Origin of the sequence: Bdellovibrio bacteriovorus, from assembly GCF_041888015.1 — a bacterium.
GTDB lineage: Bacteria > Bdellovibrionota > Bdellovibrionia > Bdellovibrionales > Bdellovibrionaceae > Bdellovibrio.
This window is the reverse complement of record NZ_CP168968.1, coordinates 2,957,992-2,979,179: the sequence shown is the minus strand read 5'-3', so window position 1 is coordinate 2,979,179 and position 21,188 is coordinate 2,957,992. Positions and strand designations below refer to the sequence as shown.

The 21,188-nt window shown below is 47.4% G+C and carries 19 protein-coding genes; 9 read left to right on the top strand and 10 right to left on the bottom strand.

From position 1 onward, the window contains the following. Positions 1-9 precede the first annotated feature (9 nt). Together ACES2G_RS14250 and ACES2G_RS14245 are read right to left on the bottom strand one after the other, a co-directional pair. The gene (locus ACES2G_RS14250; protein WP_347357758.1) at positions 10-1,476 is read right to left on the bottom strand and encodes a class I SAM-dependent methyltransferase; all 1,467 of its coding nucleotides are present in this window, start codon (positions 1,474-1,476) and stop codon (positions 10-12) included. A gap of 156 nt (positions 1,477-1,632) precedes the next feature. Continuing rightward, entirely contained in the window at positions 1,633-1,704 is a 72-nt protein-coding gene (locus ACES2G_RS14245; RefSeq protein WP_374001907.1) for an AgrD family cyclic lactone autoinducer peptide, read from the bottom strand. Between ACES2G_RS14245 and ACES2G_RS14240 the strand changes: the two genes are divergently transcribed. Further along, positions 1,673-3,190: a YiiX/YebB-like N1pC/P60 family cysteine hydrolase gene (locus ACES2G_RS14240; RefSeq protein ID WP_374001905.1), complete on the top strand. Its 1,518-nt coding sequence runs from the start codon at positions 1,673-1,675 to the stop codon at positions 3,188-3,190. The two genes, ACES2G_RS14245 and ACES2G_RS14240, sit on opposite strands and share 32 nt — an antisense overlap. 76 nt (positions 3,191-3,266) lie before the next feature. On the opposite strand, the gene ACES2G_RS14235 is transcribed toward ACES2G_RS14240, so the two are convergent. From ACES2G_RS14235 to ACES2G_RS14225, 3 genes are all read right to left on the bottom strand, one after another. After that, positions 3,267-3,731, bottom strand: a complete 465-nt coding sequence (locus ACES2G_RS14235) for a hypothetical protein (protein WP_347357756.1) — start codon at positions 3,729-3,731, stop codon at positions 3,267-3,269. Positions 3,732-3,794: 63 nt separating this feature from the next. After that, a complete protein-coding gene (locus ACES2G_RS14230) occupies positions 3,795-4,901 on the bottom strand; it encodes a fatty acid desaturase (RefSeq protein WP_347357755.1) in 1,107 nt (368 codons plus the stop codon). A gap of 49 nt (positions 4,902-4,950) precedes the next feature. Further along, positions 4,951-5,571 carry a hypothetical protein gene (locus ACES2G_RS14225; protein WP_347357754.1) on the bottom strand — a complete coding sequence of 207 codons (621 nt, stop codon included), beginning with the start codon at positions 5,569-5,571 and terminating at the stop codon, positions 4,951-4,953. Between the two features lie 124 nt (positions 5,572-5,695). On the opposite strand from ACES2G_RS14225, the gene ACES2G_RS14220 reads away from it, so the two are divergent. Both ACES2G_RS14220 and recO read left to right on the top strand, forming a co-directional pair. Beyond that, positions 5,696-6,682 (top strand): hypothetical protein, encoded by a 987-nt coding sequence (locus ACES2G_RS14220; RefSeq protein WP_347357753.1) that lies wholly within the window; start codon positions 5,696-5,698, stop codon positions 6,680-6,682. A 35-nt stretch (positions 6,683-6,717) separates the two neighbouring features. Continuing rightward, positions 6,718-7,278: a DNA repair protein RecO gene (recO, locus tag ACES2G_RS14215; protein WP_374000573.1), complete on the top strand. Its 561-nt coding sequence runs from the start codon at positions 6,718-6,720 to the stop codon at positions 7,276-7,278. A 2-nt stretch (positions 7,279-7,280) separates the two neighbouring features. Here the strand turns inward: recO and ACES2G_RS14210 are convergent, their stop codons facing one another. Further along, positions 7,281-8,159, bottom strand: coding sequence for a tyrosine-type recombinase/integrase (locus ACES2G_RS14210; protein ID WP_374000572.1), 879 nt, complete (start codon positions 8,157-8,159; stop codon positions 7,281-7,283). A gap of 192 nt (positions 8,160-8,351) precedes the next feature. Here ACES2G_RS14210 and ACES2G_RS14205 point away from each other — a divergent pair, with 192 nt between their 5' ends. Both ACES2G_RS14205 and ACES2G_RS14200 read left to right on the top strand, forming a co-directional pair. After that, entirely contained in the window at positions 8,352-9,410 is a 1,059-nt protein-coding gene (locus ACES2G_RS14205; RefSeq protein ID WP_347357750.1) for a sigma-54 dependent transcriptional regulator, read from the top strand. Positions 9,411-9,479: 69 nt separating this feature from the next. Next, the gene (locus ACES2G_RS14200) at positions 9,480-10,544 is read left to right on the top strand and encodes a hypothetical protein (RefSeq protein WP_374000570.1); all 1,065 of its coding nucleotides are present in this window, start codon (positions 9,480-9,482) and stop codon (positions 10,542-10,544) included. 4 nt (positions 10,545-10,548) lie between these two features. Here ACES2G_RS14200 and ACES2G_RS14195 read toward each other — a convergent pair whose 3' ends face one another. Beyond that, on the bottom strand, positions 10,549-11,157 hold the full coding sequence (locus tag ACES2G_RS14195) for a M15 family metallopeptidase (protein ID WP_347357748.1): 609 nt from the start codon (positions 11,155-11,157) through the stop codon (positions 10,549-10,551). Positions 11,158-11,392: 235 nt separating this feature from the next. Between ACES2G_RS14195 and ACES2G_RS14190 the strand changes: the two genes are divergently transcribed. Continuing rightward, the gene (locus ACES2G_RS14190; protein WP_347357747.1) at positions 11,393-12,580 is read left to right on the top strand and encodes a hypothetical protein; all 1,188 of its coding nucleotides are present in this window, start codon (positions 11,393-11,395) and stop codon (positions 12,578-12,580) included. 78 nt (positions 12,581-12,658) lie between these two features. Here the strand turns inward: ACES2G_RS14190 and ACES2G_RS14185 are convergent, their stop codons facing one another. Next, entirely contained in the window at positions 12,659-13,303 is a 645-nt protein-coding gene (locus ACES2G_RS14185) for a TetR/AcrR family transcriptional regulator (protein ID WP_374000569.1), read from the bottom strand. Positions 13,304-13,473: 170 nt separating this feature from the next. Between ACES2G_RS14185 and ACES2G_RS14180 the strand changes: the two genes are divergently transcribed. Genes ACES2G_RS14180 through ACES2G_RS14170 form a run of 3 tightly spaced genes read left to right on the top strand, consistent with a single transcriptional unit; the run spans position 13,474 to position 18,710 of the window. After that, the gene (locus tag ACES2G_RS14180; RefSeq protein ID WP_374000568.1) at positions 13,474-14,916 is read left to right on the top strand and encodes a TolC family protein; all 1,443 of its coding nucleotides are present in this window, start codon (positions 13,474-13,476) and stop codon (positions 14,914-14,916) included. Between the two features lie 2 nt (positions 14,917-14,918). Continuing rightward, positions 14,919-18,131 (top strand): efflux RND transporter permease subunit, encoded by a 3,213-nt coding sequence (locus ACES2G_RS14175; protein WP_347357744.1) that lies wholly within the window; start codon positions 14,919-14,921, stop codon positions 18,129-18,131. A 60-nt stretch (positions 18,132-18,191) separates the two neighbouring features. Further along, positions 18,192-18,710: a MarR family transcriptional regulator gene (locus ACES2G_RS14170; RefSeq protein ID WP_347357743.1), complete on the top strand. Its 519-nt coding sequence runs from the start codon at positions 18,192-18,194 to the stop codon at positions 18,708-18,710. A 32-nt stretch (positions 18,711-18,742) separates the two neighbouring features. Here the strand turns inward: ACES2G_RS14170 and ACES2G_RS14165 are convergent, their stop codons facing one another. After that, entirely contained in the window at positions 18,743-19,927 is a 1,185-nt protein-coding gene (locus tag ACES2G_RS14165; protein WP_347357742.1) for a mechanosensitive ion channel family protein, read from the bottom strand. 103 nt (positions 19,928-20,030) lie between these two features. After that, on the bottom strand, positions 20,031-21,179 hold the full coding sequence (locus ACES2G_RS14160) for an aminotransferase class V-fold PLP-dependent enzyme (protein WP_347357741.1): 1,149 nt from the start codon (positions 21,177-21,179) through the stop codon (positions 20,031-20,033). Positions 21,180-21,188: the final 9 nt, after the last annotated feature.

Below are 21,188 nucleotides of genomic sequence, written 5' to 3'. Positions count from 1 at the left end.
CTTTGATTCCTACTTTTGAATAACTACAAAGAGGTTCACGCCCAATGGTTCTTTTTCAACCCATACTTTGGAGCCCATGCCTTTGAACATGCGCAGCAGGTCTTCTTCAGAGCGATAGATCAAATGCCAATCCAAAACCAGTTCCATAAATGGAACACAAGGGTTGTCTTTGCTGAAATTACCGATGATCACATGACCGCCCGGTTTTACAGAAGCCAGCATTTTTTGTGCAGCCATCTGAGCTACCGGCTCTGTGAAATAGTCAAAAAGACCGGCGGAATAGATCATGTCGTAGTCTGTTTCCGGCAAGCCTGCAGCAATCACGTTACGGATAGCCATGTTGTTGAATTTGAACTTGAAGCCGGATTTTACAAAACGCTCGACAGAGTGAAGCTGTCTTTGCGCGTGTTTCAAAGATTCTTCGTCCTGATCCAGGCAAGTGAACTCTACCGGGCGACCGTAGTAAGATGGTGAGTTTTGCAGGAAGATCTGCTGTTCCATCGCCGGACCACTGGCCACGGACAGAACCTTCAGCGGAGTCGCCGGGGAGGTCTTGTCGAATAACTGAGTGATCTTTTCAAACAGGTACTGACCACGATTTTTCACGGCAGCACCCGCAGGTTCGTCAATGAAGTATTTATGCATGCACTGGTCAAACAAGGTTTTTCCAACCAGTTCATCACGATAAAGGTGATTCATCATTTCATAGTCACCCGCATAACCACGCGGCTTGTAATAGGCACGGTTGGCAAATGGGGCGCCGTACACCAGATGGCCGACTTGTTCGCGGGCAAACTGTGTGGCCCACTTCAATTGGTCTGGTGTGAAGTTCTTAATGAAGGCCGGGATCTGGGAATACTTCATTGGCAGAACGTGGCCCAGGTAATCGGAAACGGCATCGGCAATCGTCATGCGATAGTCCTGCGCCTCTTTCCAATTATCCACCGGGGATTCGGCTTCCAGTTTGTCGATACGGCTTTTTAGTTTCTCCAGCCAGTCTTTCATTTCGTAAACGAAGGTTTTGAATTCCGCCGGAAGCTGAGACAGGTTGGTGGCATACTCGGTCTGAGAGGCAATCACTTCAGCAGAAGCTTCCAATGCTTTGATGCGTTCTACTTTCAACGGTTCACCCAGAACCTCGAAGCCCACAATCATTTCGCCGGTTACGGACTTGCTGTGGTTTTCAGAGCGTGCCCAGCGCAAGGCTACATGCTGAGTTTGAATGTTCTTAAAGAAGACATCAGCTTCCATGTGGGGATTTTTGTCATACCATTGTTTGAAGTCCTGATAGTCCGCACCGGGAACCAGAACGGCACAGCCGAAAGAGCTGATATTAAGAACTTCCAGCTGACGGCCCGGAACGGACAGGAAGCAGCTTCCTGGCTCGACGTCATTTCTGTCCTGACGAATGACTTTCTTGCGGCTGTTTTCATCGATCTGGAAGAATTCTTGTTTCATTGCGCCTTGGGCACTCATGCTGTCTCCTCAAAGTTGGTAAATCTTGTCGTAATTTTTGACAGCTACTTATCGTAAAGACGGGGGATAAAGAACAGGGGGTCAAAGGTCGGGAGACACACTTCCTGTTCAAAGGTCCAGTTATGTGAGGCCCATAGAATGCCGAAAAATGAAAGGTCATATTTTAGGAGAATACATTATGAAGAAGCTCGTTTTGTTGGCTGCCGCGACGGCAACCGGTTTGTTCACAGCTTGTTCCAGCACACCTAATAAGTCTGCGGAATTTAAGTCCTATCGCAATCCGGCCAGCACGGATGAGTTGATCACAGGCAGTCAAAAGGTTCTGTCTGACATCAGCAATCCACAGATCTTTAATCCTCAAACTTGCGCCACTTTTGTGAACAAGGTGACGGATTATCTGTATTATTTGCCGGCGGATCATTTCATTCCCAAAACTTCTGTCGAACAGGAGAATTTGAAGAAATTCGGTCCAGAAGTGTTGGATACGATTTTTCAGATCCGCGTGACTTTGCATGAAAAAATGCAGGAGTTTGATTCGCGCAATGAACTGAGCAAAGACTGTATTACAGAGATCCGCGAGGGTTTCCAGTATGCACGATTCTCTGAAGAGTATCTTTTGGACTGGTTGTACACGAATAAAGTTTACACCTTTAAAAAGACACCGATCATGATCAATGAAAAGCCCAGCACATGGACAAATCCAAAGTTTGCAGGCTTTGAACTTAAATCCGGCGACGTGATGCTGATCCGTGGTAAATCCTATGTTTCTGCCATGATTGCTCGTATCGCGGATGAAGAAGGAAACTTCTCTCACTTGGCGCTTGTCGGTGAAGACAAGGCCGGGAAGAAATACGTGGTGGAGTCCTTGATTCAGTATGGAGTGATTGTCACTCCGTTGGAAAAATGGCGTCAGGCAGAGGACTCGCGTGTGGCTTTGTTCCGCTCTCCAGATCAGGCGCTGGCGAAAAAAGCGGCTCGCTTTATGTACGATCATGCCAAAGCTGCTTTGGACAAGAAAAAGGGCATTCACTATGACTTTGCCATGAATGATGATGATTATTCATCGATCTTCTGTTCAGAAGTCGTGCGTATGGCTTATGACAAGGCCTCTGCGGGGCAATTCATGGTTCCGAAGTATCGCAGCACGGTTTCCAAATTCAAAAACACAGATTATCCGCGCAGTTTGGGTGTGACGAAGACGTCTTTGTTTGCGCCTTATGATATCGAAGTGGATCCGCGTTTTGACTTCGTGGCAGAATACCGTTTCATGCCGTTGCTTCGTCAAGTTCGTATGCAGGACTCTGTTTTGCAAAGCTTGTATGGCTGGATGATTCAGAAGGATTACACTTTCCATTGGGCTCCTCAGCACAGTGTGAAAGCGTACTTCGCCAAGATGGTTCGCCAGTTTGGTGTCGCGAAGGATACTTTACCTAAGTACATGCCAGTGGATAGCATTAAAACGAATGTGCAGTTTGAAGCTGTTGCCAAGGTTTTAGAAGAAAATATCTATAAACAGGAAGCTGAATTCTATAAGAAGAAAGGCTATCTGCCTTCCTTCCAGGATATGCTGGCGATGAACGAAGCTTATCGTGTCCAGGATTGTAAATTGCATCGCGAGTATCTGGATCAAAACCGTACTGTGGATGGAGCTCCTAGTGCGGACAGCTCTAAGTTCCACTGGTTCTTCTATAACAAATCCAAAAAGTGTGAATAGTTAGGACTTATTTTTTAGTTAGTTCGAAGCCGCAGACACCCAGGTGCTTGCGGCTTTTTGCATTCTTGGGGTGGGTTTAAGGCGCGCTTTGATAGAAAGACGTGATGGGAGCAGCTTTGGTATTCTTAACGGCAAGGCGAATACCGTCGTGTTCGACTTGTGTTTCAGTGCCCTCTCCATGCCCGTCTTCAGATTCGTCTTTGGTGATGGATTCAGGCAATTGCGCTTCGATATCTTTCAAGGAAACTTTGCCTTCGGGAAAACGGAAGTAAAACGATTGCACACGATCATTTTTGATTTCAATAGTGGTGTCGTAAGGGATACTGCCTGTTTTGAAAAACAGCAGGCTTCCGCTATTCTCGGTCTTAAGCGGCTTGCCGAAAGACTTCAGGATATCTTTTCTGGAGGTTTTGCCCGGTTCGACTGCCGCAAGCTTTTTGGGAAGGTATTTGGCTTTGAACTGAGTGGCGAACTCACCAGCCTGAGTGATGGCAGGCACCAGCAGGGCAAGGCTGAAAAGTAGTGTCAGGATGTGTTTCATAGGACCTCCAAAAACAAAAAACCCACAACCATTAAAGTTGTGGGTTTGTATTTGAGTCAAGTCTTAGACGGATCTCACATAGACTCGCCATTGCTTCATTCCCATCTGGAATTCCAATTTGGCGATTTCCATGTCCCTGCGAAGCTCTGCCAGTTTGTGATCGTAAGCTTCTTTCAGCTCTTCACGTTTGCGGGCAGCATCGAGTTTGAACTGCTCGTAATCCTCACGCAGCTTTTTCATTTTGTTCTGCGCTTCCAGGATCTTTTCTTTCATTTGAGCCAGCTTTTCTTCTGCAAAGCCATGTTTGGTCAGCTCGGCTGCTTCTGCTTGCAAGCGGGCTTTAAGAATCTCGACAGTAGAGATCTGGCGAAGTTTGGATGCCAATCCCATCATGCTCAAGCTGCGGATCACCCATTTTGTTGGATCCCAGTGATACCATTTGATCCCGTTACGATAGTCGATTTGGAACTTGTGGTGGAAATTATGGTAACCTTCACCATGAGTCAGCAAAGCGACAAACCAGGAATCACGAGCCGAGATATCTTTGGAATAAGTTTGTTTTCCCAAAGTATGGCACAAAGAATTGATGAAGAAGGTGCTTTGTTGAGTCAGAGCGATACGCAGACCACCACCGATTACCAAGCCACCTAACCAAGAGCCCATCATCCAGCCAATCAAGGTTGGAATCGCAAAGCCCGTGATAATAGCCACTGGAACGTAGTAGTCATTTTGGAATTTAACCATCCAGTCTTTTTCAAGATCTGGAGCGTGAACTTTCTGGTCCACGGATTCTTTGTAGAACATCCAACCCATGTGTGCGTACCAGAAACCTTTTTCGATGCTGTAAGGATCTTTTTCGCTGTCGATGTGCGTGTGGTGGCGACGGTGATCAGAGGACCATTTCAAAGCAGAACCTTGGAAGGCCGAAGCGCCGACCAGCAGGAACATGGCTTTTACAAACGGATGAGCATCATAGCTTTTATGGGAAAACAGGCGGTGATACCCAGCCGTGATTGCCAGGTTTGTTGCCGCAGCAAAAACCAAAGCGAAAAGCAGGATGTCCCATTGGAAACCGTAGAAGTAGAAATAGACGGGGGCCAGGATCAGAGTGATCAGTGGATTCAGAATCAAGAACAGAGCCACTGGCCATTCAATTTGTTTTTTAGTCATAGGGCACCTCTTATTGCTAAGTGTAGCAGAGGTGCCAAGATTTCAATAATTAAATAGAAAAGCCAAGGACTAATTTACCGTAAGTCCCACTCATATTGATGTCTTGTTTGGGTGCGTTACCAGTCGAGTCTGTCGCGTCATTCCAACGGAAATCCTGATAGCCGACTTCAGCTCCAACTGAAAACCCAATGAGTTTGACACCCGCCTCTATACCGACGGAGTACGATTTGACGGAGTCCGCAGAGAAGCTGGCTTTTTTAACGCCAAATTCCGTGACATTGAAATCTGTGGAGTGGGAAAGGCCATAGGTCAAAATCGGCCCAACAAAGATAAGATTATCAATGGGCCTCCAATTAAGTAACAGCGCTGTTCGGCTGAAATTACCTTTGTATTCTTGTCCTGATTTGCTCGTCGTCAGTTCCATATTCTCGTAGCGCAAACCAATGCCGGGAATGAAGGGCAAGGGAAGAGTCAGGATCGCATCGGCACCCAAACCATAAGCGGGCGTTACACTGGGAGCAGATGTTGCGCAACCGGAGCAGAGAGAATCCAAATTGGGATTGGCGTTGAGCATGCCATAAGAAACACGGGCCTCAAACAGATCCCGGGCCTGGGCCACAGGGGAAAAGAAAGTCAAAACGGACAACAAAGATAAAACCTGTAAACGCATAAACGAACTCCTGACAAATCACTTCATTGTAATGTCCCCGCGGACGTTTCTCAAAAGCCGGTCTTAAAATAAGACCTTCGTCGCACTCTCTTTTATGAGGGAATCTGATATCTTAATTTGCAGTATGCTCATCGATGTTGTGCGCCCTGAGACCTGGGAAGAATTGAATGATCAAGTGAAGTCCTATTTGGGACTGGCGCCGCGGGTTCGTGCTCGTGTTTATAATGGCCTCTCGCAGGCAGTTTATGAGATTTCTCAAAGCACTGCGCAGTTTATGTCTCACAAAAAAGCTATTGGTGTGATTCTGGGGCAAACCTCTGCTTTTGAAGGTCTGCTGGGATACTACTACAAAGAAACCTACGAAGTTCACACGCGGCCTCATACCCAAATCACGGATGTGAAAGAGTGGGTAGAAAGTCTGAAGAAAGACACTTGTTTCGTCCTTTTCAGCGAAGATCATCCGGTGACAGGGGAACTCTATCCCTTTGCCGATGAGCTGGATCAGCTGTTGAATGAGAAAAGAATTTTTTCTTTCCGCATTTCTCATGCTCAGCACTTTTATACGAATCCCGAGATCAGACCTTATTCGGTCCGCCTGTGTTCATTTGAGCCTCATGCGGCTGTAGCCGTTGTCGGCGAACGCTTCCGTTCGCCTTCGATGATGGCGCACAATATGAGTTGGGATGGCATCGACTTTGTTTCGATTCTGGAAAAATCCAAAGAGGGGCGTGCCCAGAATCCTTTGCTGGTCGAGCAGGTCGAAAAGGATCTGGCGCAAGTGGCGGCACCTTACTTTGCAAGTGGACAGACGCGTTTGTACGATCGTGCTGTGTGTGTGTTCCCGGATGTCAGTGCGGAAGCTTTGGCGCATAAGATCTTTCAGACATTGGGGTTAAGCCCGGAACAAGGCTGGCAGAAACTTGCCACCACCAATATGTGCCACTGGTCAGTGGTGAAAATGTTCCGGCATTGGTGGGAACCCGCGCCCAGCCTGGAAACACTGCGAGGAATGCTGGTTGTCGGCCCCGAGCTTTTGAACACAAAAGACTTTGCCAAGATCGTGATATCTTCGTATGAAGATATCAAAGCTCAGCAAAGTTGGAATGTGTGACCCAGGCGCAAAATCGTTTTATCATCCTCAAAAAAATGAAATACGGAGAGTCCGATTTGATTCTGCATGCGATTTCCATGCAGGGTGAAAAGCTGTCGTTCATTGCCCGTGGAGCTTTGAAAAGTAAAAAACGCTTCGGTGGCGGTGTTCTGGAGCCCACCCATTTTGTCAGCTTCACTTACAAGCAGTCGTCTGAAGAAGGTAAAATGCATGTCCTTCAGGAAGCCACGCTGATCAATGAGTTCGCAGGGCTGCGCAAGGACTATGATCACCTGGAGCTGGCTTTACATATCCTTGAGTGTGTCAGCAAAGTAAGTCAGGAAGGGGATAAGAACTCTGAGTTCCTGTTCAATCTTCTGGGGCACACCTTGCGCGCTATTGAAACGGCTCAGGACCCTTTGATCGTGAAGATGCATTTCTATTTGAAATTCCTTTTGCAGCAAGGTGTGGTGGATGCGGAACCGTGGATGGCGCCTTTCCTGAAAACCAATCTTGCAGACTCCAATCAACTCGTGTCTTACCGCCAGATTGTGGATGACGAGCTCCATAATGTAGAACAAATGGTTCGTCACTACATCGAACACGCAATGCTTTAAGCTTATTTGCCTTTGCCCAAGGGATGCAGATTTTCCATCGTGCGGGCCAGTTGATCAATTCCCAAGTGAGTGTATTTCTCGGTGGCTTGCAGGCTTTCGTGGCCCAGAAGTTCCTGCAGGGTTCTTAAGTTTGCTCCGCTGCTCAGCAGATGCGTGGCAAAGCTGTGGCGAAGAGCATGCGGATGCAAGGGCTTGAGAAGTCCTGCACGCACGCCGCTTTGACGAACCATCTCGTAGGCGGTTCTGGAGTTCAGTGCTTTTTCACCCAGGACATACTCATTGAAGGAACTTTCTTTCTTCCACTTCGTTAAAACTTCCACGGTCAGAGAGGGCAGGGCCACCACGCGCTCTTTGGAACCTTTTCCTGTGACTCGCAGAATTTTCTGAGAAAGATGCACTTCATTCCACTTCAGATTGCAGGCCTCACTGACGCGCAGGCCGCCACCATATAAAAGCAGAAACAGCACTTTTTCCCGGAGTGGGACTTTGTCTTCGGTATCGAAGCTTTTCAAAACGGCCAGAGCTTCATCCACGCTCACAAAGTGGGGCAACTTCTTCGGGACCTTCGGGCAGGTGATCTGCAGGGAGAGGTCCTTTTCAGTCAGACTTTCCTCGAAGGCCCAGGAAAAGAAGCTCTTCAGGGTGGCGGCTTTGCGATTGCGAGAAGCCAGGGATAGTTGCGCCCACTGGTTAAAGGCCCCTCGAGCGGTTGAAAGTAATTCGGACTCCGAAATTGATTTAGACTTAATTGAGGGATCTTCATAATTAAAAGCCTGCTTTAAATCCAGGCTGTAGTGCTTGATCGTCAAGGGTGAGGCGGACTTAATAAAAGTCATGTATTTCAGGTATTTATCTATATTTTCGGCAAGCCGAAATGCCATCGCCATAGCCCTGAAAGTTCCTATATTAGGGTTGGGACCCTAAAAAAAAGTTAACGTCGTGCATTATTTTTATTGCAATTACTACACGACCAAAGTTATAACTCAATGCGTTGTCGCGGCGTATCAAAGCGAGATATTCAAATTGAGACGCCCACCCAAGTTTAAAAAGTACGTAAACCGAAAGGTGGAGCTATGAACGAAAACAACTCAACGACTGTTTTGCCCTCTTCTCAGAATGCAAACCAAGTTATGTGGAACACAAATCAAACTTCCAAAGTGGTTGAAAACAAGACCATCGTCTATCAGTCCGAAGTGATGGGCAGTTTGATGAAGATGATCGACCGTGTAGCTCCATCCCAAGCTAACATCCTTGTGTTGGGTGAGTCTGGGACAGGTAAAGAGTTGATTGCTCGTTCTATCCATGAGCGTTCAGGTCGCAAAAACAAACCTTTCGTTGCGATCAACTGCGGTGCTCTTCGTGAGACTCTTCTTGAGTCAGAGTTGTTTGGTCACGAAAAAGGCTCCTTCACTGGCGCTTACAACCGCAAAATCGGTTTGGCTGAAGCCGCTAACGGTGGAACTTTGTTCCTGGATGAAATCGGTGAATTGGATCCGGCAATCCAGGCTAAACTTCTTCGTTTCATTCAAGAAGGTGAAGTTTACCGTGTGGGTGGTAAAGACCCAATCAAAGTGGATATCCGTCTGATCTGTGCGACCAACCGTGAGTTGGATCAGGAAGTGACTCGTGGCAACTTCCGTGAGGACTTGTTCTATCGTATCAACACGATCGTGGTAAGTGCTCCGCCTCTGCGTCGTCGTAAGGAAGATATCCCTGCTTTGGTGAATCACTTCCTGAATAACTCCCAGCACGCCTACCTGAACCGTGGTCGTTCTGTGAATGAAGAAGCGATGAAAGCTTTGATTCGTTATGAGTGGCCGGGTAATATCCGTGAACTTCAGAACGTGTGTGAAAGATTGCAGATTCTGTCTGACGGTCACATGATCATGTTGAATGATATTCCAGAGAATATCCGTAACGGCGAGACTGAAAAAGACGTTATCGCTTATGATCCTGCAATGACTTTGCATGAGCTTGAGAAGCGTTACATCCTGAAAGCGTTGGCTCACTTCGGTGGCAACAAAACTCAGGCTGCCAACAACTTGGGTATCACGATCAAGACTCTTTATAACAAACTTCACGAGTACGGCGAATTCGAAAAATTCGCGGTTCACACGAAGCCGATGAAATAGTTCCTAACTAGCTGCCCGGAGTGGTTCTCTCTCTTTCCACTCCGGGCTTTTTTTGCCTGGAGAGTAGTTATGAACCTTGTTGCGCTGCTAATTGTTTCAGCCCTTGCCCTGTCGGGGTGTTCTTTTTCTAAGGACGCAGGTGGCAAGAATCAAGGTGTGAAAACGCAACCTCATACGGTAATTGATAGTTCTCTGTCTGCTTATGACTGCCTTGTGATTGCCATTAAGAACAATGATTTATCTCTCTTGAAGGAGAATTTAGAAAAGATAACCATTGGCGAAATGAATCAGGTTTCTTCTGAAGGTAAGTCCCTTTTGGCATTAAGTGTTGGGCTGGATCGGTTTGAATTGTCTAGGGAGCTTTTTGCTGCTGGCGCTTCACCATTTACACTCTCGAGAACTCAAGAATCTAGCGTATTTATCTTTCTGAACTCGAAGTACATTCCACTGTTTGAGGAGTCTGCTCGTCGTCTGATGAGCGAGTCTTTTATCTTATGTTTAAAAAATGATATTAAAGAGCTAGTTGGATTTTTAAAAGAAAATGCAATCTCTCCTGTATATGATGTGTGTGGAAGTAGTACTAATTTATTTACTTACTTTTTAAGAAGTGATCTCCGTAGTCAGAAGGACGAGGTGATGAAAACCATCTCCAGCTATATTAATAGTGATGATCACTATTCGATTTTGATTAGCGGAGTCATGACGGCGGGCCTCATGTATTCTGACTCTGAGGTGTTTGATCGCTTAGATTCCAAATGCCTTCAGAAGGCTTGTCAGGGGGAGTATAGGTCTGTCTTGAATTACTTCCGCCAAGCAGATATTCGGGTGGTACTCCAGAGCTATGGCTTCTTAAAGAAAAGGTATGAGGGGATGGTAGAGAAGATTTCTTTTGAGCCATATGTCTATGCCTTGGATCTAGGGCCTAAGCCTCCTCCTCCTCGTGGGATAGAACGCAAGATTCCTGGAACCGGAATTGTTGTGGTGCCGGAGGTTGGTATGACACGTGATTCGTCGAAAAGTTTATTTGATAGCATAGATGAGATTGCTCGCAATCGTGTGAGGACTGCTGAGAAGCAGGATCTCATAGGCTTGCAGAGCACGATTCAGGAATTGGGGCTCGCGGACTCGGAGTAGCAAATTATTCCAAAATAGGGTGGTTTCCGTAGACCTGCTCCTTGGGAAGGGCGTTGAAGTGCCACCATTCGTGCTCCAGCACTTTGAATCCTTGATCTTCCAACAGTCTTCTTAGCAGCAGGCGGTTGTCCAACTGAGCTTGTGTCAATTCTCCGGTTTTCAGGAAATGATTTTCTAACTTTGGTTGCGCGATATCCCTAAAATCATCAAAGTAAGTTCCCATGTCCAGAAGCTCGCCTTCCTTGGTTTGTAAGGTGAGGTCGATGGCCATTCCGAAATTGTGTAAAGACCCAGGGAAAGGGTTGGCGACATAGCTTTGAAACGGTGTGCCCGCCAAGAAGTCAAAGAACTGCGCTTGAATACTGCGCGGACGCAGGGCATCCCAGATACGAAACTGAAGATGAGGTTGTTCCTTGCGCAGAACCTTACATGCTTTCAAAATCATCTCGGCCGCCAGTGGCGCCATAAAGCATCGGCCAAAGCCAGCATAGACGTCCTCGTTCATAAAGTTGTCTGCCGTTGAATACTTCAGATCTAAAACCACCTCGGAAGAGGGAATAATTTCCTGAAAATTTTCTTCGATCCACTGGGTGCGCGTATAGAATGAGTTCATGCCAAAAAGGCTACCCGAGTTGCAGGTCTTCTAGCAAGGGATAGAAAATCTCAAATTGAGACAAATTTCAGGCAGAAGAGGGCTTCTGAGAGAGGAGGCTCAGCCCCGAGAATCGAGGCGGCGTAGAATGGCATCTGTGTCTAAGGTCTATCCATGGAATTTCTATCAAATCGTCTTAATTTGAGAGGGCTCTGGCGCAAGGGTTGCATTTCCCATCGTGAATGTTGAGGTTTCTATGAAACGATATGTACTAGCAATGTCCGTTATCATGGCTTTTTCAAGTGTTTCTCACGCCGGCTTTTTAGGCTTTGGTAAGAAGAAAGACGCGCCACCACCATTGCCACCGCCTGGTGCGATTACCCGTGTATCTGAAGCGGACTGTTCAGCTTCACTCTATTCCCAGTTAAGCACCTATGAGTCTGTTACTGATCAAGCTTGTTCTTTTGGTAGAACTGATCTGTCGTTTCAAAGATGTGCCCTCAATCTATTGACTGCTAGGAGATGGCAAGACTCCATGATTAATGTTGCAGGTGCTGCTTGCTCGATGGGAGCTGAGGCAAGACCTGTAGTACAAGACTGCTTGGTTGAAATGCAGAAGTACTACCAGAACTATGATAACCCAGTCTTAGAGGCTTCTAAGGTTTGTCATGAAGCTAGAACTCGCGATTATCCAGAGTGTGTTGCCGAACTGGTTATTAAGGGCGGTCAGGACGTTTCTGGGGCAATGTCACTTTGCCGTAATGGTCGTAACGTGGCTTTGAACAATTGTATAAAAGAGGAATACTCTAGAGGTCAGTCTTCTCAAAATGCCAGTAGAATTTGTCGAGCCCGTCACGATGCTGAAGAACGCGCCCGCATCGAAGCTGAAAAGCGCCGTATTGAAGCGGAAAGAAAAGCCGCTGAAGAAAGACGTCGTCAGGAAGAAATGCGCCGTCAACAGGAAGAACAACGCAAGCAAGATGAAAAACGCCGTCAAGAAGAGGCTCGTAAGCAAGAAGAGAAAAGACGCCAAGAAGAAGAGCGCCGCCGTCGTGAAGATGTAGTTGCGCAGCCGGAATTGCCGAAGTTAGGTTCTTCTTCCCAGGATGAAGCTCGTAAGCAGGAAGAAGCTCGCAAACAGCAGGAACAACAGCGCAAGCAGGATGAACAGCGCCGTCAGGATGAGCAGCGTAAACAAGACGAGCAACGCAAGCAGAACGAGCAGCAGACGAAACAACAACAAGAAGAGAAGAAGCGCCAGGACGAAGAGCGTAAACGCAAGGAAGAAGAGGAACGTAAAAAAGAGCAGGAAAAGAAAGACAAGGAAGATAAATCCAAGTCTGGTTCCGGCACAGGCACTGGTTCAGGCAAGCAGCCGACCACGCCTCCTCCTCCGGTCGCTGATGACGGTGGTGTGATTACGGATCTTCCGATTCCAGAATAACTAAACAATGAAAACAAAAAAGCCCACTCTGAAAAGTGGGCTTTTTTTATGGCTGTTTTTTTGTATAAAGCTTTTGTGTTAGTCGATACCTCGAGTATAGCGTGCAAGGAACTTACGGGCACGAGCGAAGACTTCCTTTTCTGGAGTTTCAGAAAGAATCAGATCAAATAGAAACACGCCATGAATGTAGGCTTCGAGGTCTTGGCAAATGCCTTCAAGGTCTTCTGTGGCCGGAATCTTTCCGTTGTCTCTGAGGGTCTCGAGACGCTTGAGAAGATTGGGATCAGTAAAAATAGGAATCCGCTCAAGGGCCTTCTTGCGGAACTTATTGTCTGTCAGACACTGCACGATGATGATTCTGCCAAGACAGTCGCGGTCGTCCTTCATATTCAGCTTGAACAGAAGATAGTTTTCCAATTCATCGTACAAGGTCGCTTGTGCCGGATAGGGAGGTTCTTCGGTGCGAAGATCCTCGATAAATCTTTCGATGATGGAAAGAAGCAAACCCTCTTTCCCATCGAAGTAGCGACCGATCAGGGATTCATTGACGTCTGCTTTCTTGGCAATCATTTTGGTGGTTGCAGCACTGTAGCCGTGCTTGGAGAAGATCTCGGTGCCGGCTGCAATCAAGCGCTCTTCTGAAGCAGACCGATCGCGCTTTTTACCCTTTTGACTCTCAGCACCTTCGTCTGGTGTGGTCTTAAGTTGAGATGTTTCAGACATGGAATAGCCCCCTAAATACCTAAAATCACTATATATAGACTACTGTATCATAAGGTTAATTGGTATTCAATTAAGTAATTGATTGCATACTTATAAGTGTTGGGGTACTTATTTGTATGTAAGCGATTACATATTCAACCAGTCAGTAATAGGACTTTGGAGACTCAGTTATGGAAAATAAGAAGATCATACAATGGGGAGCAAAGCTTCTCATCTGTGGGACTCTTTTGCATGGAACGGCTTCGTCGGCCCTCACGCTCAACGAGTACCTGGAACAAGTAAAGAGCGGAAGTTCTGCATATAAAGGAAGTGCCGAGCAGTCAGAAGGTGCTGAGCTTAAAGCTCGTGAAGCTGATTTGATTTTCACCCCGAAGCTGTTTGCGGAAGCGCGTATTGGCAGTGACGGTAAGCCGGGAAATCCTAAAATGTACGACGAAGTAAAAAGTCAGTACTACTCCCTCGGTGTATCACAACAATTCAGTTTCGGTCTTCAAACCAAACTTTATTATGATATGACCCGCACAGAGTTCGAAGGTCTGGCTTCGGGATCGCCAATCAATCCACAAAAATATTGGGATGCGACTCCAAAGTTGGAGTTGGCAATGCCGTTGTGGGGGAATGGGTTTGGTCGTTCGGCTCAAGCCAATGAAGAAGCTCTGCGTGCTCAGAATATGGCAGATAAATATGCCAGTCAGGGGCAGTCCTTGAACGTTCTTGTCGGCGCAGAGGCAGCTTATTGGAAGCTTGCGGCCTGGCAGGATGTTGTCGTTATTCAGGAGCAAGCCAAGCAAGCCGCTCAGAACATTCTGGATTATGTGTCTAAGAAAAGAAAAATGAATCTGGGCGAGGATGCTGACGTCATTCAGGCTCGTGCGCTGGTGGAAGCTCGTACTTTAGAGCTTCAAGTGGCCAACAACGAAAAGGTGGAAGCGCAAAGAGCTTTCAATAAATTCCTGAATCGCGAAGCTTATGCTTCTGTCGAAGCGTTGGAAAAAGTGAATTACAAGTCTCTGGAAAATCTGGCAGTTCCGGAAGCTCGTCCGGGCACGCGCGCCGACGTGGAAGCAACCAATGCACAGTTGGCAGCAGCCAAGGCATCGGCAGCTCTGACATTGGAACGCAATCGTCCGACTTTGGATGTGTATGCCAACTACTCTTTGAATGGTCGTGATGAAGAGTTCAACGAAGCTTTGAAAAATGCCGGAAAAACCGAGCAGGACACGGGCTTTGTGGGTCTTCGTTTCAGTATGCCATTGAATTTCTCTGCAGCCGGTGACGCGAAAGCGGGTGCGAAGAAGACCGAACGTGCAGCGGAATTGAATCGTCAATATGCTTACTATGCGCAAGATCAGGACTGGGTCGGTCTGACTCGTAATCTTCAGGATGCTCGTGACAATCTTCGTTTGTTGGCGCGCATTGAAGATGCTCAGAAAGCCAAATTGGAAGCTGAACGCACTCGTTTGCGTCAAGGGCGTACAACGACTTATCAAGTATTGTTGTTTGAGCAGGACTATTCTCAGTCTGCTTTGAGCAAAGTAAAATTAGCAGCAAATATCCTTGGTCTGCAGGCTCAGATCAAGCTTTACCAAGCCTCTCCTGAAGGAGGGAAATAGCCATGAGTTTACCTAAGTTATCCATCAGTCGCCCGATCTTCATCACGTGTGTGACCATCGCCATGGTGGTGGTGGGCTGGGCCTCCTTCAAATCCATGTCCGTGGACTTGTATCCGGATGTTTCCATTCCAGTTGTAACAGTGCAATCTGTTTATGCGGGAGCGGGGCCTGCCGAGATTGAGACTCTGGTCAGCCGTCCGATCGAAGAGGAAGTCAGTACAATTTCTGGTATCAAACGTTTGACCTCCAAATCCCTGGAAGGGGTTTCTCAGGTTATCGTTGAGTTCAATAGTGAAGTGGACGTAAAGCATGCGGAACAGGAAGTGCGCGATAAAGTAAACATCGCCAAATCAAAACTTCCTGATGAAGTGGAAGATCCGCTGATCAAGCGTTTTGACCCGGCCGATACTCCGATCTTGACGGTCTCTTTGACCGCGAAAGATCTGGGGGATGCGCAGTTGTTCGATATCGCAGACCAGTTCGTAAAACCTCGCTTGGAGCAGGTTCAGAACGTCGGTGCGATTGAGATCATCGGTGGTCGTGAGCGTGAAATCCACGTTCTTTTGGATCGTAAAAAATTGAAAGCCCGCGAGATTTCAGTTTCTCAGGTGGCAGCGCAAGTCGGTGCTTCCGGTCAGAATATTCCTTCCGGTAAGGTGAATCAGGGCGAAAAGGAACTCGTGTTCCGCGGTCTGGGCGAATTCTCGTCCGTGCCAGAGATTTCCGACACGCTGGTAAATCTGTACGGAAATGAAGTCCCAACTCGTGTGGCGGATCTTGGTGTCGTTGTTGATACCTTGGCGGATGAAAAGTCCCGCGCTTATGTTGATGGTGAAAAATCCCTGTTCCTTCAGGTTTATCGTCAGTCCGGTTCCAACACTGTAAAAGTGGCTCAGGATGTGATCAAACAGATGAACCGAATCAAGCCTGAGCTTGAAAAGATGGATGGTGCCCCGGTTGTTGCGGTGATGACGGATGCTTCCGTCAAGATCTCGAACAACTTGTATGACGTTTACGAAACGATCATCATTGGTATCCTTCTGACGGTTATTACGGTCTTTTTCTTCTTGGGAAGCCCGCGTTCCACCTTTATCACGGCTTTGTCTGTTCCGATCTCTTTGATTGGGGCGTTCACGATCATGAAGTTGGCGGGATTCTCCATCAATATCGTGTCGATGTTGGCATTGACTTTGGCTGTGGGTCTTTTGATCGATGATGCCATCGTGGTTATTGAAAACATCTATCGTCGTATGGAGCTGGGTGAGGAATCACTGACTGCGGCGGAAAAAGGAACCACTGAAATCCAGATGGCCGTTATGGCGATCACTTTGGTGGTTATTGCGGTCTTCGTGCCAGTGGGTACGATGTCCGGAACGATTGGTCAGTTCCTGAAGCAGTTCGGTATGACCGTGGTATTCTCCATGGCGATCAGCTGGTTTGTGGCGATGACTTTGATTCCGATGCTGACAGCTTACTTTGGTGGGTCTGGTCACGGTGGTGGTCATGACAAACACAAGCCAGCAGGCTTGTATGACAAGACTCTGGGCCGTCTGGTAAAAGGTTTCGACCGTGTGCAGACTTGGCTGGAAAATGTTTACGAAAAGATTCTGAATGTCTCTTTGGATTGGCCAAAAGTGACGATCGGTCTGACGGTTCTGGTGTTCTTCCTTAGTATCTACACGGTGACTAAAGTTCCCGGTGCGTTTATTTCGGATGACGACAGTGGTGAGTTTACGGTGACCCTTGAAATGCAGCCGGGTACAAGTTTGGATGGTACTGAAGAGCTGGCTCGTCAGGTGGATAAGATTCTGCATGACAATCCGGAAGTCAGTTTCACCACAATGATTGTGGGAAGCTTGTACGGTGAATCCAATAAAGCCAGTTTCTATGTGCGCATGAAAGAAGGTAAAGAACGTGGTCCTCTGACAACAGAGCAATTCCGCGATAAGATTCGTGGTCAATTGGCGCATTTACCTCAAGCCAATCCAGTTGTTAAAAGATATGACGCCACTGGTGGTATGGGGCAGCAGCCATTTATCTTGAACATTATTTCCGCAGATCCTGCTGAGCTTGAAAAGGCAGGCACAAAAATGCTTGAACTTTTGAAGAAGGATGCACGTCTAAAGGACGTGGATTCCAACTATCGCCCTGGTAAACCGGAAATGCAGGTTCATCTGAAGCCTGGAGCAGCTAAAGCATATGGTATCAATACATCGACTATGGGTTCTGAGCTGCGTGCGCAAGTCGAAGGCTTTACGCCAGCGAAATTCCGTGAAAAAGGTCGTGAATACGAAGTCCGCGTTCGTTTGAAAGAAGATCAGCGGGACTTGTTGAAAACGTTTAACGATGCCTATATCCCGAACGTGAACAGAAAACTGGTTCGTCTGAGCGACATTGCCAAAGGTGATTTGGAATCCGGCCCGGCTTCCATCGAACGTCAGGATCGTGGTCGTTATATTCAGATCACGGCGGGCTTGGCTCCGGGAACGGGCTTGAGTGAGGTCGTTAACTCTGCGGTGTCAGCAATGACGACGGGTGAAAATGCCTTGCCTCCAAGTGTTCGCTTCGGCTTTGGTGGTGATGCGGAAAACATGCAGGAACTGATGACATCCACAGTGATGGCATTGGGCTTTGCGATTTTGTTCATCTACCTGATTCTGTCGAGCTTGTATGAGTCCTTCATCACGCCGATCACGATCATGGTGGCATTGCCGCTGGCTCTGTGTGGTGCGTTCCTGGCCTTGTTCCTGACAGGCGAGATTCTGACGATCTTTGCGATCTTCGGGTTCTTCATGTTGATCGGGGTGGCTGGTAAGAATGGTATCCTGCTTGTCGACTTCGCCAAGCAGATGATGGAAGAAGGTAAAAACCGTCGTGAGGCATTGATCATGGCAGGTAAAACACGTCTTCGTCCGATCTTGATGACGTCCTTTGCGTTGATTGCCGGGGTTGTGCCGGTAGCCATCGGTATGAATGCGGCTTCCAAGACTCGTACGGCGATGGGGGTTGCGATTATTGGGGGTATGATTTCCTCGACGCTTCTGACTCTGATTGTGGTTCCTGCGGTGTTTACTTATGTGGATAGATTCCGTGTTTGGGCGAACAACTTCGGTACGCGCTTCACTTCCCAGAAGAAAATGGAAGTAGAGCCCCGCGAAGCGGTTCTTGAAGAAAAAGTCAGCAAGTCTGACGATGGAATGGTTCCAGTGAAATAGTTTAGTGTCGGGCGGGACCCTCAAGGATTCCGCCCGTTTTTAGAATTTGTTGGAGGCCTTATGGCGAAACTTTTTATCCAAGACATCCCTTCCCAGGAAGAAGTTCAAGCTTCTGTCCAAAGTCTTAACTCCGCGGCGGATTCAGCAGCGTTGTATTCAAATCTTCTGTTTATGAAGGTGGCCAGCGAGATCGAAAACAGCCTGGATGGCCTGCTTGCCAAGTACAATTTGTCCTCTGGACGTTTCATGTTGTTGTTCATGCTTCGTAATTCTCCGGCGGGACTGCGTCCTTCTGAACTTGCGAATCAGGTCGGTGTTACCCAAGCCACGATTTCAGGTTTGATCAACAGCCTTGAAAAGGCTGAATTGGTGGTTCGCGAAGGGCATCAGTCTGATGGTCGTTCTTTTGTTATCAAACTGGCTGGCAAAGGCGAGCAATTGATTCAGGAAATCTTCCCGCAGTGGTATCCGCGAGTGGCAAATTTCTGGAATGTGGTTTCGGAGCAGGAAAAAGGCTCTATGAATGATCTGCTGGCGAAAATGATTCAGAATAAGTCTGCTTTAGCCCCAAGAGGTTAAAATGAAAAAGGCCGTCGAAAGACGGCCTTTTTTTATTGAAGGCTGGGGATGGTGCTCTTGCTGCCGTCTCGGTTTGAAATATAGTGTGGAGACATGATTTCGATACCGGCCTTGGCGCATTCTTCCTGAATATAACGGTTTAAATCGGAAGAGATCTGTCTAAGTGCCTTTGGCTCTGAGGTCCAGATATTGAGTTCGTAGGCGACGTTAAAGTCATTCAGACTTGTCTGAAGAACAAACGGAGCTGGTTGCTCCAGTACCGAGGGAGTTCTTTTCGCTGCAGCAAGAAGAGTGTTGTGAACCTGATCCCAAGGAACGTCGTACCCGATAGTTACGTTGACACTTGTAGAAACACCCTTGCTATCTGCCTGAAAACTGAAGTTGGTAATATGATTTGAAAGAATCATGGCATTTGGAACTGTGACATCCAGATTCTGGGCTGTACGAATTCTTGTCACAAGCAGATTCTTTTCAAGTACATCGCCGACAATATCCGCAATTTTCACTCGATCCCCCAGTCGGAACGGGCGCATATAGGTGATGACCAGACCAGACATCACATTGCTGATGGCAGAGGATGATCCCAAAGAAATCAAAACCCCCAGAAACACTGATAATCCCTTAAAGGCCGCAGAGTCCGATCCCGGAATGTATGGGAAGCAAACCACCATAAAGATCACGAAGACCAAAATACGGGCAAGCTGATAGGTCGGTTCAGCCCAGTCCGCATGGAAGCCATTGATATGAATGCTTTCGTCCTTGAGAGAATCAAAAATGAACTTCAAAGCTTTGAGCAGGTAGTGCGCGACCGCTCCAATGACCAGAATAAAAATCAGGTTTGGAAGAACAGCGACAACTCCGGCCCCCAGCCAGCGCAAAGGAGTCAGAATAAAATCAATAATCTGAGCCGACCAAGATTGAGTGTAGGGAATAGCGAGCAGAATGGCTGTGCCTAAAAGGTAAATCAGACTCACACGTATAAAGAACGTGACCAGACTCAAGATTCCCATAAATGTTTTATTGATGACCTTCGCATCAAATACCAAGAGTTTTTTCTCTTTGAGCTTGGTCATGTGACTGTCGATATATTTTTGAAGCGCCTCTTCCCCCTTTTTTTTAGCCAGGGTGATGACTTTCCAAAGGACTGTAAAAAGCACCAGTAGAAAGGCTGCCTTCAATAAGGACCAGGCCAATTCGGAATCAAGTTGAATATTCATAACGTCCTTTCCATAAGAGCTGAAAAGCAAAAGAAGCAGTCTAGATTATTCAGTGGATTGATTCAAGATTATCCATGGCGAATGCGAATGGTTTGCTTGCGAGCTAAAGACGACGGATGAGCTCCTGAATGTCCTGTTCATCATGATACAATCCAAACCCAAACCGCAGGCGATTGCCGCGGGAATCAGTCTTAATTCCTTTGCTAGCCAGCTCTTTCACCAGTTTCTGCGTGTCTTCAGTGGATGGCAGTTCAAACGTCAGGAAGTGACCGTGCTGATCCGGATTGTTCATCAAAACTTTCGATCTTTGCAGCAGGGGATGGGATTTGCCGGAAAGCTCCTGCAAAAACTGCTTCTGATTTCTTTGCACCAGTTGGTGAATGACCTCGACAGACAGGTTTTCTTTTTTAAAAGTTTCCAGCGTGGCTATCAGTCGATAGACACCTGAAAAGTCCATCGTGCTGCCAGCGTATTGAAGGGCATCCGTTGGATAACCCACTTCATTTCCCACGGCGGACAGGTGCGAGAGTTCGGCAAACCAGCCAGTGTAAAGAGGACGGTGACGGGTGCTGGTGGGAACATAAAGAAAACAAGCCCCTTCGCCGCCTTGGGCGTATTTGTAAGATCCCGCCAAATAGAAGATGCGTTCTTGTACAGAGCTGAGATCCGTCGGCACGGCCATAAAGGCATGATAGCCATCGATCACCACCATCGCCGAAGCCGGGGCCTTCGTCACCAGTCGGGGAATATCTGCCACCAAGCCTGAATTAAAGAACACCTGACTGAAGAAAACCATATCCCAGTTTTCAGAGCTAAGAGCTTTTTCAAAGCGTTCGTGGAAAGTTTCAAAGGGCAGAGTGGGAACCTTAACCACTTCGAATTCTGCAAGCTCTGACAGGCGGTTGATCTGACGGTCGAAGCTGTAGAATTCAGAGTCGGTGGTGAGAATACGCACCGTCTTTTTCCAGTTCAGCGAGCTGACTAGTCGGAAAACGAACTCATGGGTATTCGGTGCAAAGACAATCTGCTCGGGATGGGACAGATTTAGATTCTCGGCAATCAGCTTTTGTGCCTGGGGGATTTTCGTGGAAAAGATATAGCCCCATTTGTCGTCCACATATTTGCAGGAATCATCCCAGTATTGCTGGTGGGCTTCACGGGTGCAGTCGGGCCAGTAATGATGGCTGTGGCAGGCAAAGTGCAGTTCGGAAGGATGGGCGGCCAGAAATCTTTGATAGAGATGTTTGTACATGGCCTGATG